Annotated in this window: 11 protein-coding genes; 6 read left to right on the top strand and 5 right to left on the bottom strand. The window is 68.6% G+C overall.

The window, feature by feature from the left end:
• Positions 1–74: 74 nt before the first annotated feature.
• Together BST44_RS11030 and BST44_RS11025 are read right to left on the bottom strand one after the other, a co-directional pair.
• Entirely contained in the window at positions 75–416 is a 342-nt protein-coding gene (locus BST44_RS11030) for a DUF3253 domain-containing protein (protein WP_244184783.1), read from the bottom strand.
• 8 nt (positions 417–424) lie between these two features.
• On the bottom strand, positions 425–1198 hold the full coding sequence (locus BST44_RS11025) for an enoyl-CoA hydratase/isomerase family protein (RefSeq protein WP_083177149.1): 774 nt from the start codon (positions 1196–1198) through the stop codon (positions 425–427).
• Positions 1199–1315: 117 nt separating this feature from the next.
• Between BST44_RS11025 and hrpA the strand changes: the two genes are divergently transcribed.
• Both hrpA and BST44_RS11015 read left to right on the top strand, forming a co-directional pair.
• Complete coding sequence (gene hrpA / locus BST44_RS11020) at positions 1316–5227, top strand: ATP-dependent RNA helicase HrpA (RefSeq protein ID WP_083177148.1); 3912 nt, start codon at positions 1316–1318, stop codon at positions 5225–5227.
• Between the two features lie 114 nt (positions 5228–5341).
• Complete coding sequence (locus BST44_RS11015) at positions 5342–6841, top strand: FAD-dependent monooxygenase (RefSeq protein ID WP_083177147.1); 1500 nt, start codon at positions 5342–5344, stop codon at positions 6839–6841.
• On the opposite strand, the gene BST44_RS30395 is transcribed toward BST44_RS11015, so the two are convergent.
• Positions 6838–7008: a hypothetical protein gene (locus BST44_RS30395; RefSeq protein ID WP_167380188.1), complete on the bottom strand. Its 171-nt coding sequence runs from the start codon at positions 7006–7008 to the stop codon at positions 6838–6840. The genes BST44_RS11015 and BST44_RS30395 overlap by 4 nt on opposite strands.
• Before the next feature lie 173 nt (positions 7009–7181).
• On the opposite strand from BST44_RS30395, the gene zwf reads away from it, so the two are divergent.
• The gene (gene zwf / locus BST44_RS11010; RefSeq protein ID WP_083177146.1) at positions 7182–8687 is read left to right on the top strand and encodes a glucose-6-phosphate dehydrogenase; all 1506 of its coding nucleotides are present in this window, start codon (positions 7182–7184) and stop codon (positions 8685–8687) included.
• Positions 8688–8696: 9 nt separating this feature from the next.
• On the opposite strand, the gene BST44_RS11005 is transcribed toward zwf, so the two are convergent.
• Positions 8697–9620, bottom strand: a complete 924-nt coding sequence (locus BST44_RS11005; RefSeq protein WP_083177145.1) for a class I SAM-dependent methyltransferase — start codon at positions 9618–9620, stop codon at positions 8697–8699.
• A 132-nt stretch (positions 9621–9752) separates the two neighbouring features.
• Between BST44_RS11005 and BST44_RS11000 the strand changes: the two genes are divergently transcribed.
• Positions 9753–10634, top strand: coding sequence for an HpcH/HpaI aldolase/citrate lyase family protein (locus tag BST44_RS11000; protein WP_083177144.1), 882 nt, complete (start codon positions 9753–9755; stop codon positions 10632–10634).
• A 10-nt stretch (positions 10635–10644) separates the two neighbouring features.
• On the opposite strand, the gene BST44_RS10995 is transcribed toward BST44_RS11000, so the two are convergent.
• Positions 10645–11391: a sensor domain-containing protein gene (locus BST44_RS10995; protein WP_083177143.1), complete on the bottom strand. Its 747-nt coding sequence runs from the start codon at positions 11389–11391 to the stop codon at positions 10645–10647.
• A gap of 408 nt (positions 11392–11799) precedes the next feature.
• On the opposite strand from BST44_RS10995, the gene BST44_RS30080 reads away from it, so the two are divergent.
• Positions 11800–12228, top strand: a complete 429-nt coding sequence (locus BST44_RS30080; protein ID WP_083177142.1) for a hypothetical protein — start codon at positions 11800–11802, stop codon at positions 12226–12228.
• A 221-nt stretch (positions 12229–12449) separates the two neighbouring features.
• A complete protein-coding gene (locus BST44_RS10985; RefSeq protein WP_142274451.1) occupies positions 12450–13685 on the top strand; it encodes an osmoprotectant NAGGN system M42 family peptidase in 1236 nt (411 codons plus the stop codon).
• Position 13686 lies beyond the last annotated feature (1 nt).

The following is a 13686-nucleotide window of genomic DNA, read 5'->3' as shown; positions in this document are numbered from 1 at the left end:
TACGCCGGCGGTTGGCGCGGGGCGGGGACGCTGGTGCACTTCGGGCGAGTCGCCTTGCGGCGCAGCCGATGTGGTCAACCGGCGGTCGCCCGGATGCGGATGGGGCCGGCCCACTCACCATCGGGATCGACGACGCCGCCGCGCTGCGTGATCTGCACGGCGCCCGATCTGGCCAGCTGCCGGGCGACCTCCCGGGCGTCGGCCATCAATGCGCGCCAATTCTCGCCGCCCACGGCCCGGGCGGCGTCCGACGGGCAGATGCTGCTTCGCCGCCCGCGATGCCCGGTCAGCGCGCGGATCGACGATTCCAGCCGCTGCCGGATCGGCCCGCTTCCCAGCGCGATCTCGGCGTCGCGGGCGCCGGGGCCGCCGCGGTCGCGGACCCGGGTCAGCTCCGCGCGCAATCGCTCATCCACTCGAGCAGTCAGCGGCCACGCCATTCGGGCTTGCGCTTCTCGGCCCATGCCCGGAGCCCCTCGGCGACGTCCTCGGTCGCGCCGGCCACCTTGCGCATGGTTTCGCCGAAACGGACCGACTCGATCCAGCCCATGTCCGCCGTCCGCCACGCCACCTCTTTGGTCGCGCGCTGGGCCAGGGGAGCGGCGCGGGTGAGGGTCCGGGCCCACGCTTTGGCCTCTTCCTGCAGGTCCTCCGGCTCCACCAGCTTCCACACCAGGCCGATCTCCTTGGCCCGAGCGGCGCTGATCGGCTTGCCGGTCAACAGCAACTCCATGGCGTTGGCCCAGCCGACCCGCTGGGGCAGGCGGATGGCCCCGACGATGGTCGGCACACCGATCGCCACCTCGGGATAGCAGAAGGAGGCCTCGGTGCTGGCGATGACGAAATCGCAGAACAGCACCCCCGTGAGCCCGTAGCCGATGCACGGCCCGTGCACGGCGGCGATGGTCGGCTTGAACAACTCCATCCCGCTTTCGAAGGAATTGATCGTGGGCTTCTCCCAGAAGGTGCCACCGAAGGTGCCGACCGAGCCCTCGCCGTCTTTGAGGTCCCCTCCCGCGCAGTAGACGGTGCCGTTGGCGGTCAGGATGGCGACCCACGCGTCCAAGTCGTCACGGAACCGTTCCCAGGCGGCGTTCAAGTCCTGCCGGAGAGCGCCGTTGATGGCGTTGCGGGCCTCCGGGCGGTCGAGGGTGATGGTGGCGACGTGACCGTCCAGCTCATACGTGACGAGGCTCATGGGTTTCACCCTAGGGCGGCGAGGGTGGGCCTTCGTCCGGGAACGGGCGCTCGAATCGTCCGCGGGCCGGCACGCTCGGCGGCGAACGGCGCCGACCGCGCGCCTATCCTGGCCCGAGTGGCCGAACTGTCTCCCGCGGAACTGCGCACCCGCCTTGACGGTCTGACCACCCGCGACGCCGAGCGCCTCGGACGTCGCCTGAAAAATCTGCGCGGCGCCAAACCCGACAAGCTGCGGCAGCTCGCCGAGCAGCTCGCGCGGGCCGAAGCGCTGGTGGCCGCGCGGCTGGCCGCGGTACCCACCATCACCTATCCCGACCTGCCGGTCAGCGAGCGGCGCCGGGAGATCGCGGATGCCGTGCGGGCCAACCAGGTCGTCGTCGTCGCCGGCGAAACCGGCTCGGGCAAGACCACCCAACTGCCCAAGATCTGCCTCGAGGCCGGGCTGGGAGTCCGCGGAACCATCGGACACACCCAGCCACGGCGGCTGGCCGCCCGCACGGTCGCGCAGCGCATCGCCGACGAACTGGGCAGCCCCCTGGGCGAGACGGTCGGCTACAGCGTCCGTTTCACCGATCAGGTCAGCGACCGCACGCTGATCAAGCTGATGACGGACGGCATCCTGCTTGCCGAGATCCAGCGCGACCGCCGCCTGCTGCGCTACGACACGCTGATCCTCGACGAGGCCCACGAGCGCAGCCTGAACATCGACTTCCTGCTGGGGTACCTGCGCGAGCTGTTGCCGCGCCGTCCCGACCTGAAGCTGATCGTCACCTCGGCGACCATCGAACCGCAGCGGTTCGCCGACCACTTCGGCGGCGCGCCGATCGTCGAGGTGTCGGGGCGGACGTACCCGGTGGAGATCCGGTACCGGCCCCTGGAAATGCCGATCGCCTCTGAGCCCCAAGATGATCCCGACGATCCCGACCACGAGATCGTCCGCACCGAGACCCGCGACGAGATCGAGGCGATCGTCGACGCGATCGGCGAACTCGAGGCCGAACCGCCCGGTGACGTCCTGGTGTTCCTGTCGGGCGAACGCGAAATCCGGGATACCGCAGAGGCTTTGGGTGGACTGAAGAACACGGAAGTGCTGCCGCTGTACGCCCGGCTGCCGACCGCGGAGCAGCAGAAGGTGTTCGCGCCCCACACCGGGCGCCGGGTCGTGCTGGCGACCAACGTCGCCGAGACCTCGCTGACCGTGCCCGGCATTCGCTACGTCGTCGATCCGGGCAACGCCCGCATCTCGCGTTACAGCCGCCGCCTGAAGGTGCAGCGGTTGCCGATCGAGCCCATTTCTCAGGCGTCCGCCGCGCAACGGGCCGGCCGCTGCGGCCGGGTCGCGGCCGGCGTGTGCATCCGCCTGTACTCCGAGGCGGACTTCGCCGCCCGCCCGCGCTACACCGAGCCCGAGATCCTGCGGACCAACCTCGCCGCCGTGCTGTTGCAGATGGCGGCGCTGCGACTCGGCCCCCCACCCGGGTATGTGGAGGACTTCCCGTTTCTGGACCCACCGGACCCGCGCAGTGTCCGCGACGGCGTGCAACTGCTACAGGAGCTGGGAGCGTTCGACACCCACGGCGCCATCACCGAGCTCGGCGGTCGCCTGGCGCGGCTGCCGGTCGACCCCCGGCTGGGCCGGATGATCCTGCAGGCCGAGACCGAGGGCTGCGTCGGGGAGGTGCTGGTGCTTGCCGCGGCGCTGACCATTCACGACCCGCGGGAGCGGCCCACCGACCGCGAGGAGGCCGCCCGCCAGAAGCATGCCCGCTTCGCCGACGAGAACTCCGACTTCCTGTCCTACCTCAACCTGTGGCGCTACCTCCGCGAGCGACGCAAAAACCTGTCCGGCAACGGCTTTCGACGCATGTGCCGAGACGAGTTCCTGCACTATCTGCGCATTCGAGAGTGGCAGGACCTGGTCGGGCAGCAGCGCGGCATCGCCCGCGACCTGGGCATCGTGGAAGCCGATGAGCCGGCCGACCCCGCGCAGGTGCACGCGGCGCTGTTGGCCGGGATGCTCTCGCACGTCGGGTTGCGCCGGGAGGACGGGCGCGAGTACCTGGGCGCGCGCAACTCGCGCTTCGTCCTCGCGCCGGGCTCGGTGCTCACCAAACGACCGCCCCGCTGGGTGGTGGTCGCGGAGCTGGTCGAAACGAGCCGCCTGTACGGGCGCACCGCCGCGCGAATCCAGCCGGAGGTGGTCGAGCGGGTCGCCGGCGACCTGGTGCAGCGCACTCACAGCGAACCGCACTGGGACGCCCAGCGCGGTGAGGTGATGGCCTACGAGCGGGTGACGCTCTACGGCCTGCCGCTGGTTGCGCGCCGCCGCGTCGGATACGCCCGGGTCGAGCCGGCGGAGGCTCGCGAGTTGTTCATCCGGCACGCACTGGTGGAGGGCGACTGGAACACTCGTCACCGCTTCTTCCGCGACAACGCGCGCCTGCGCGGCGAGCTCGAGGAGTTGGAGGAGCGGGCGCGCCGCCGCGATCTGGTCGTCGGCGACGACGAGGTCTACGCGCTCTACGACGCGCGCATCCCGCCAGACGTCGTCTCGGCACGTCACTTCGACGCGTGGTGGAAAAAGCAGCGTCACAAGACACCCGGGCTGCTGACTTTCACGCGGGAGGACCTGCTGCGCACCGGCGACACCGCCGGCGCCGACCGGCCGACCGCCTGGCATTCCGGCGATGTCACGCTGCCCCTGACCTACCGGTTCGATCCGGGGGCGGTGGACGACGGCGTCACGGTGCACGTGCCGATCGACGTGCTCGCGCGGTTGGGCGGCGACGAGTTCGCCTGGCAGGTGCCGGCGCTGCGCGAGGAGCTGGTGACCGCGCTCATCCGCTCCCTGCCGAAAGACTTGCGCCGCAACTTCGTTCCCGCCCCCGACACCGCCCGGGCCGTGCTGGCCGGGATCGACCCGGAGAACGAGCCGCTGCTGGCGGCGCTGCAGCGCGAACTCCGGCGCCGCACCGGCATTTTGGTGCCCGTCGACGCGTTCGACGTGGACAAGCTGCCCGCGCATCTGCGGGTGACCTTCGCCGTCGAATCCGCCGACGGTAGCGAACTCGCCCGCGGTAAGGACCTCGAGGCGCTGCAGCACCGGCTGGCCGGCCCCGCGCGCCGGGCCGTGGCCCAGGTGGTCGCGGGCGAGCTGGAACGGACGGGCCTGCGCGGCTGGCCCGACGACCTCGACGCGCTGCCACGGGTCGTCGAGCGAACGATCGACGGGCGTGCGGTGCGAGGCTTTCCCGGTTTCCTCGACGCCGGCGCGGCGGTCGATCTGCGGGTCTTCGCGACGTCGGCGGAGCGGGACAGCGCGCTGCCGGCGGGCTTGCGCCGGTTGGTGCGCCTGAGTGTGGCGTCGCCCGTCAAAGCGGTTGAGCGGCAATTGAGCCCACGTGAACGCCTCGTGCTGGGTGCGAATCCGGACGGGTCACTGACCGCGTTGCTCGAAGACTGCGCCGACGCCGCGGTGGACGCTTCGATACCCGGGCCGGTGTGGACCCGCGACGAGTTCGCCGCGTTGCGCGATCGCGTGGGCGGGGCGCTGGTATCGGCGACCGCCGACGTGGTGGCCCGCGTCGAGCAGGTCTTGGCCGCCGCGCAGGAGGTGCAACTGCTGCTCCCCGGGAGGCCACCACCCCCGCAGGTGGACGCGATCGCCGACGTGCACGCCCAGCTGGATCGGCTGCTGCCACCCGGATTCGTCACCGTCGCCGGGCGCGCCCACCTGGCCGACCTCACCCGCTACCTGGCCGCGATCCGCCGGCGCCTCGACCGGCTGCCGCACGGCCTCGACTCCGACCGGCAGCGGATGCAGCGCGTGCACGCCGTACAGCGCGCCTACGACGAATTGGCGCACTCGCTGCCAACCGCCCGGCGCGCGGCGGCGGACGTCCGCGACGTTGCCCGGCAGATCGAGGAATTGCGGGTGAGTCTGTGGGCCCAACAGCTGGGAACACCGCGGCCGGTGAGCGAGCAACGGATCTACCGTGCCATCGACGCGCTGCGTGACGGATCGTGAATCAACGCCCTCCCACTCTCAACCTATAGCGCACCGGGGGGCTTGCGGCAAGGCCGGGGTGATGCCGCACAATCGCTGGCCGAAAACAATTTTCGCTGCTAAGGGGGCTGGGGAATGTCGCCGGACGAGTGCGTGGATCATGCGGTACTGATTGCCGGGGGAGGCCCGACGGGACTGATGCTGGCCGGTGAATTGGCGCTGGCCGGGGTCGATGTGGCGATCGTCGAACGGCGCACCAGTCAGGACCTGATCGGTGCGCGGGCCGGCGGCCTGCATGCGCGCACCATCGAGGTCCTCGATCAGCGGGGAATCGCCGACCGGTTCCTCGCCCGGGGCGAGATCGCCCAGGTCGCCGGGTTCTCGCAGATCCGCCTCGACATCAGCGACTTTCCCACCCGGCATCCGTACGGTCTTGCGTTGTGGCAGAACGAGATCGAACGCATACTCGCCGGCTGGGTGGACGAACTGGGGGCGCGGTTTTATCGCGGACACGAGGTCGCGGGCGTCGCGCAAGACGGGACCGGCGTGGACGTCGCCTTATCCGATGGCCGATCGCTGCGCGGGGGATACCTTGTCGGCTGCGACGGCGGACGAAGCGTGGTTCGTAAAGCCGTCGGCATCGACTTCCCGGGATGGGAGCCGACCACCAGCTACCTGCTCGCCGAGGCCGAAATCGATCCCCGCACGGGCGATGCGCCGCAGTGGGGCATCCGGCACGACGCACTCGGCGTCCATTCCCTCGCCGCCTCGGCACACGGCGCCCTGGTGCGTGTCATGGTCACCGAGCGGCTACTTGGATCCGGCGGCGAACCGACGCTGGCCGACCTGAGGGAAGCGCTCATCGCCGTCTACGGAACGGACTACGGGATCCATAGTCCCGCTTGGCTTTCCAGATTCACCGACATGGCGCGACAAGCGGCCGCCTACCGCAACGGGCGGGTGCTGCTGGCCGGCGACGCCGCGCACGTCCATCACCCGGTGGGCGGACAGGGCCTGAACACCGGTGTGCAGGACGCCGTCAACCTGGGCTGGAAGTTGGGGCAGGTGATCAACGGGGCGTCGCCCGACAGCCTGCTCGACACCTACCACGCCGAACGGCATCCCGTGGCGGCGCGGGTGCTGCGTAACGCGATCGCGCAGATGGCGCTTCTTCGCCCGGACGACCGCACCAAGGCCCTGCGCGAAACCGTGGCCGACCTCCTGGGCATGGAGGAACCCCGCAGGCGGTTCGCCGCCATGATGTCCGGCCTGGACATCCGCTACGACCTTGGCAGCGGACACCAGCTGCTCGGACGCCGCATGCCCGATCTCGACCTGGTCACCGCGAACGGCCCGCGGCGCGTGTCCACGCTGCTACACCCGGCCCGGCCGGTACTGCTCAACCTCGGCGAGGCCGGCCGATTCGACGAGCTGTCCCGGCCCGAGCGGGTCCGGATCGTCGACGCGGAACACGCCGGCGGTTGGGAGCTCCCCGCGGTCGGCGACGTGCCGGCCCCCGACGCGGTCTTGATCCGGCCGGACGGACACGTCGCCTGGGTGGGGGACCGAGGCGATGCCCGGCTTCAGGAAGCGCTCACAGCCTGGTTCGGCACCCCAGCGGGGACTGCGCCTTAATCCGGCGGCTCGTTCTCCGAGCCGAGGGTGGGGGCGCTTTCGCGGTCGCTGGGCTTGCCGGCGACACCTTCGGCCTCCCGGTCGTCGGCGACCTTCTCCTCGAGCTGGTCGACGATGTCTTCGAGCTCCTGAGAGTGACCGCGCAAGTCTTTGTCGGGTTTCGTCATATCGCTTTCCGTCGACTGTGGCCGGCTACCGACCCGTCGCTATTCAATACCCCGTCGGCCCGGCGGTAACCGGGTGGGGGCTGTGATCCGCGTTTTCGCGGTCGCAGCGGCCGTTTGCGGAGCTAGGGGTGACGGACGCGACATCCGGCCGCGGCGGTGGAAGTATCGCAAGAGTGGCCGACAAGAAACCGCAGACCATCTCGTACCCGGCGGCCGGCGGGCGTCCGCGCCGTCACGAAACCGAACCGCTCGACCCCCACGTCATCGTCCTGTTCGGCGCGACCGGGGATCTGGCGAAACGCAAGCTGATCCCGGGGCTGGCCTACCTTGACCAGTCCGAGCTTGCACCCGACATCCAAATCGTCGCGACGTCTTTGGAAGACCTCAGTGACGACGAGTTCCGGGAGCTCGCCAAGGAGGCAATCGATTCGTTCGGCACCCACAAGCTCTCGGACGAACAGTGGGCCAACTTCGCAAAGATCGTCACGTACGTTCCGCAGGGACGCGGGCCGAAAGCGCTGGCCGAGGCCGTCACCGAAGCCGAAGCCAACCTGGGTCCGAACGTCAGGCGGCTGCACTATCTGTCCGTTCCGCCGAAAGCCGCGCGGGAAGTCATCTCCATGTTGCGTGAGGCGAAGCTCGTCGACCGCTCGCGGGTGGTGATGGAAAAGCCGTTCGGGACCGATTTGGCCAGCGCGGTCGCGCTCAACGACTTCGTGCACGAAACGTTCGAGGAATCCCAGATCTTTCGGATCGACCACTTCCTCGGCAAGGAGGCGGCCCAGAACATCCTGGCGTTCCGCTTCGCCAACGGCCTGTTCGAGCCGATCTGGAACCGCAACTTCATCGACCATATTCAGATCGACATCCCCGAAGCCCTCGGCCTGGATCAGCGGGCGAGCTTCTACGAGGAGACCGGCGCGTACAAGGACATGGTGGTGACGCACCTGTTTCAGGTAATGGCGTTCGTGGTCATGGAGCCGCCGACGGCGCTCGAACCCTTTGCCATCAGCGAAGAAAAGAACAAGGTGTTCCGGTCCATGCTGCCGGTCAAGCCTTCCAACGTGGTACGCGGCCAGTACAACGGATACCGCGACGAGAAAGGCGTGGCCAAGGATTCCGACACCGAGACGTTCATCGCGCTCAAGGTCGGCATCGACAATTGGCGCTGGGCCGGTGTGCCCATCTATCTGCGCACCGGCAAGAAGATGGCCGAGGGCATCCGCATCATCTCGATCGCGTTCAGAGAGGCGCCGCGGACGATGTTTCCGCCCGGCTCGGGCGTCGGGACCCAGGGCCCCGACCACCTCACGTTCGACCTCGCCGACAACTCGAAGGTGTCGCTGTCCTTCTACGGCAAGCGGCCGGGCCCGGGCATGAAGCTGGACAAGCTTTCCATGCAGTTCTCCTCGCAGGAGATCGACACCGTCGTGGATGTGCTCGAGGCCTACGAACGGCTCATCCTCGACGCGATGCGGGGCGATCACACCCTGTTCAACACCGCCGAGGGCATCGAATCATTGTGGGAGCGTTCACAGGAGCTGCTCGACGATCCACCGCCGGCGAAAATGTACCAGCCGGGCACCTGGGGCCCCAACGCCATTCACCAATTGATCGCGCCCAACGCATGGCGGTTGCCGTTCGAGCGAGAGTGGCGCGACGCCAGGCCGGAGTGCTGAGCGGCGGGGTCAGCTCCGTTCGGCGCTGATGTAGGTGATGGCGTGCCGGAACTTCCTGAGCAGCTCGTTGTCGGGAAGGGTGAAGCCGTAGTCGGCGTATACCTGCTCGGTGGGGTGGGGAGTGACGGCCCACCCGGCGGCGGCCAGGTGCTGGCCGGCGGGCTGGCGTTCCCCTTGCCAGACCAGTTCGGCGACATCGATATCGAGTCCGTGTTTACGCCAGGTACTGCGCATAGCGCGGGCGCGCTCGTCGGTGAACACACCCATGTCGGTGATGTTCTCGGTGGCCAGCCCGCTGCCCGGTGCGCTCAGCGCCGTGATGTTGTCCAGGAGTCCATCCTGGGCCTGCGGCGGCAGGTAGGGGAGCAGGCCTTCGGCGATCCACGCGGTGGGCACCGAAGTATCAAAGCCCTTGTCGCGCAGCGCGGTTGGCCAATCGTCGCGCAGGTCGATACCCACGGTCCGGCGTTCGGCAGTCGGTTCGGCGCCGATGCGGGCCAGTGTGTCGCTCTTGAAGGTGATGACCTCGGGTTGGTCCACCTCGTAAACCACCGTGCCCGCCGACCACGGCAACCGGTAGGCCCGGGCGTCAAGCCCGGCGGCCAGGATGACGGCCTGCCGTATCCCGGCACTCGTCGCCGTGGTCAGGAAGTCGTCGAAAAACCTGGTGCGCGCGGCGATCTGCTCGCGACGCTGCTGCAGGGTGAAGGGCATATCGTCGCTGTCGAGCGGGATTTCGCCGTCGAGCATCCTGACGAAGAACGGGTGCCCGACCGCGCGCACCAATGGCTCGGCGAACCGGTCGTCGAGCAGGGGATCCGGCTCGCGCGAGGCTAACGCCCGGGACGCGGCGACCATCGTGGCGGTCGCCCCGACGCTGGAAGCCAAATTCCAGCTGTCACCGTCCGTGCGCGCCGAACCAAGTGATGACACTGGTCGCTCCCTCCTGAACCATTGGCCGCCGCCGGGCTGCGCGACGAACCTCCTGTGAGCGAAGGGTACTTTCTGCCTATGCCGCGCTCACCACGCACCCGCTGAGCTCGTCGACAGGAAGCGAATCATTCGATGACACCGACCCTGCGGCCGCGCCGCTCAGCCCTGTACCTGCCGGGCAACAAGCCCCGCGCCCTGGAAAAGGGCAAATCGCTGCCCGCCGACGTCGTCATCTTCGACCTCGAGGATGCCGTGGGCCCCGACGCCAAAGCCGATTCGAGGGCGACGGTGTGCGAAGCGATATCGTCGGGCGGCTACGCGCCCCGCGAGGTCGTTGTACGCGTGAACGGCTTGGACACCGAGTGGCACGACGAGGACCTGGCCGCCGTCGCCGGTTCGAGCGCAAACGGTGTGCTGGTACCCAAAGTCGAGTCGGGCGAGCAGGTCCGGGCGCTGGCCGGCGCGCTGGGCAAGCTTGGTGCGCCGGAGTCGTTGGGGCTCTGGGTGATGATGGAGACGCCGCGTTCGTTCCTGCGCGCCGAGGAGATCGCCTCGGCCAGCGAACGATTGGCCGCGCTGGTGATCGGCACCAACGACCTGGTGAACGATCTGCACGGCGTGCACGTGCCCGGACGCGCGCCGGTCCTGCCCGCGTTGGGATTGGCGGTGCTGGGAGCCCGAGCAGCGGGGAAGGTGGTCTTGGACGGCGTCTTCAACGACATCACCGACGAAGACGGGTTTCGAGCCGAGGCCCGGCAGGGCCGCGAAATGGGTTTCGACGGCAAGACTTTGATCCATCCCTCCCAGATCGGCCCCGCCAACGACGTGTTCGGGCCGTCGCAGCGCGAACTCGCCGACGCCCGCAGGGTGGTCGCGGCCTACGCAGAGGCGCGGGCAACGGGAGCCAGTGTCATCACCGTGGATGGCCGGATGATCGAGAGCCTGCACGTCCGCGATGCCGAGCGGACGCTCGCCCTCGCGGACCTCATCGCGGAATTGGCGTCCGCCTCGTAGACGTCCGGGCTCATCGCTTGTCGACGTTGCCGGCGATCTGACCGGCGAGCTTGACGGCCAAGTCCGCCGGGTCTTTGCGGACCGCGCTGACATCGATCGCGACGTTGTTGCGGACCGTCAGCGCCCGCTGGCAGGTCATGGTCAGCAGGACGTTGCCGTTGTCGAGAATTGTCATCGTCAAGGTCGTGCTCAACGTTCCGTCGGCGTTGGAGACCGGTCCCACCTGCCAGCCCGTCTCGGGGGTGTCCTGCCCGGCCGGAGTGGTGAATTGGCGGTTGGCGCAGGCCGGCCAGCGCTGCGCCGAGGTGGTGTAGAAGGCGTTGGCCTCCTTCGCGGTCGGGAACAACACCAGCACCTGTTCCACCTCGGGGTCGGGTTCGTTGGAATTCGGCGGGAGGGAAGCGACTTCGTCGTCGCCGCTCACCGCGGTGTAGCCGCTGCCGGCATAAACGGGGGCTTGCCCGGGGCCGATCGCGTAGACGCAGTCGTCGGGGAATTTCCAGCCTGCCGGCCACGGCTGCTTCGCGGCGTCGTCCTTCAGCTTGTCGTTCTTCTCCTTGCTCTTCGATCCGGTGGCGCCCAGGGCGCTGTCGAGCTCCGCGGACGTAAGCAGCAAGCCCGGCAGCGCGGCCTGCGCGACCGGGGGCCTGGTGCTGGTCGTGGTCGACGGGCCGGAAGCGCCGCCGTTGCTGCCGCCGCAGGCGGCAACCAGGATTCCGATGGCGGCGGTGGACATCGCGGTCGCTAGTTGGCGCATGAGCTGCTCACCCTTCGTGGTTCCACCGAGCCGTCGAGCCTCCGCGCGACCGGCGCATCCGCTGCCCGAAGCTCAGCGGTGGACGGAAGCATAACGGCTTCGGCAGCAAATTGCGCCATCCGGTCGGAAAGTGTTCATTGATTCAACCTCGCGACGCGTCATTCCGCGTTGAGCCCGTTCGTACGCGGGGAGGTTTCACACCGGAATCAAGCACCCAGGGCGCGCGTAAAACGAAAGCATTCGCAGATCAAGGGTTTCCTAGGGCAACAAAAGGGCGGTTTATGGCCTGCCCCTTGTCGCACGATGTGTCGATGAGGTGAATAAGGCCCACAAACCTCGTCGATCCGATATGCGCGACCGGTAGGGTGCATACAGCAAACACATCTTCGGGGGACGGAGGAGTGTCCGATGCGGCGAGTCCGAACCACATGCGCAGGACTGGTCGCCATCGCGATCGCCGCAGCCGGATGCTCGAACGACTCGTCGTCCTCGGCCTCCTCGTCCAGTCAATCCCCGACCTCGACCTCGCGGGCGCCCGCCGCGTCGCCGTCGCCGACGACGCCGGCGTCGTCTTCCGCGCAAGCTCAGTCGTTCGACCAATCCACCTGCCTGGATATCTCCTTCGCCAAAGACAATCTGATGGTCGCCAACAACCCGGAGAAAGCGCGCAGGTACGCCGACACGCTGGAAAAGTACGGCCCACCCGACACCGTGAAGGCCGCAATCGAGCACTTCGTCACCACCGGCGGCGCGCAGCCCGACGATGCCGATCTGAACAGCAACAGGGACCTCATCACCAACTGGGTCAAGCAGGCCTGTCCCAACGTGAACCCTTGACGCCGATCGTGCGGATCTACCGGTTGACCAGCTAAGCCCGGTGTCGTCGCGCGGCCGAATCCATTTGCGCCAGCGGGCGCGCGGATCCGGAGTGCTCTACCTTGAGGGCACCGGGCAACGCGCTGCCCACCAGGGTGCGGGTCACGCAGCCCGGGCCGGTGAGTCAACGGTGACCACGCGGTAGGTTGAACGCGGTTCCGGACGACTCGAGAGGAGACGCCGTGCGTCACACCGCGGCCATGGCCGAGGCCGATCGCAGGTGGATGGTCGACACGCTGCTCGCGCTGCTGCAGACGCCCAGTCCGGCGGGCCGGACTGACGCGGTGATGCAGCTCATCGGCGACATCTTCGATGACTTCGGCGTGCCGTTCTCGTTGACCCGGCGTGGGGCGCTGACCGCCGAACTCCCGGGCGAGTCGGCGACCACCGATCGTGCCCTGGTGGTCCACGCCGACACCATCGGCTGTATGGTCCGTCGGCTCAAGGACAACGGTCGTCTCGAGATCATCCCCGTCGGCACCTTCTCGGCCCGGTTCGCCGCGGGCGCGCGCGTACGGATCTTTTGCGACGACCCCGATGAGTTCATCACCGGCACGGTCCTGCCTCTCAAGGCCAGTGGGCACGCCTTCGGTGACGAGATCGACCTGCAGCCCACGGATTGGGAACACGTCGAGGTCCGCGTCGACCGCAAGGTGTCCTCGCGCGAGGACCTGGTCCGGCTCGGCCTGCAGATCGGCGATTTCGTCGCGCTGATCGCCAGCCCGGAACTGACCGCCGATGGCTACATCGTTTCCCGCCACCTCGACGGCAAGGCGGGCGTCGCGATCGCGCTCGCGCTGGCCAAGAATTTCGCCGAGAACAAGGTTGTGCTGCCGCACCGCACGATGGTCATGATCACCATCACCGAGGAGGTCGGCCACGGGGCGAGCCACGGCTTGCCCGCCGACGTCGCGGAGCTGGTTTCGGTGGACAACGCGGTGTGCGCACCCGGCCAGCACTCCATCGAGGACGGCGTGACGATCCCGATGGCCGATCTGCACGGCCCGTTCGACTATCACCTCACCCGGAGGCTGTGCCGGCTCGCCGAGGAGCAGAACATCGCCTGCGCGCGGGATGTCTTCCGCTTCTACCGCTCCGACGCCGCCGCCGCGATCGAGGCCGGCGCGGGCACCCGCGCGGCGCTCGTCGGCTTCGGGCTCGACGGGAGCCACGGTTGGGAACGCACCCATCTGGATTCGCTGCAGGCGGTGTACTGCCTGCTGCACACCTGGCTGCAGACGCCACTGACGTTCGCCAAGTGGGACGCCAAACCGTCGGGCAAGCTGCGCGACTTCCCGTCGTCCAAGCAGCCCGCCCCGAGCGAGCGGTGGGTACCGCTGGCCCGAGGCGAGCACGATTCCCCCGGCGAGGCGTCGCCGGGATCGCACTGGCCGCCGTCGGAAGGTCCGCAGGCCTGAG

The sequence above is a fragment of the Mycobacterium scrofulaceum genome, assembly GCF_002086735.1.
Taxonomy (GTDB): Bacteria; Actinomycetota; Actinomycetes; order Mycobacteriales; family Mycobacteriaceae; genus Mycobacterium; species Mycobacterium scrofulaceum.
The sequence above is the reverse complement of the archived record's forward strand: the minus strand, read 5'-3'. Positions and strand labels throughout refer to the sequence as shown.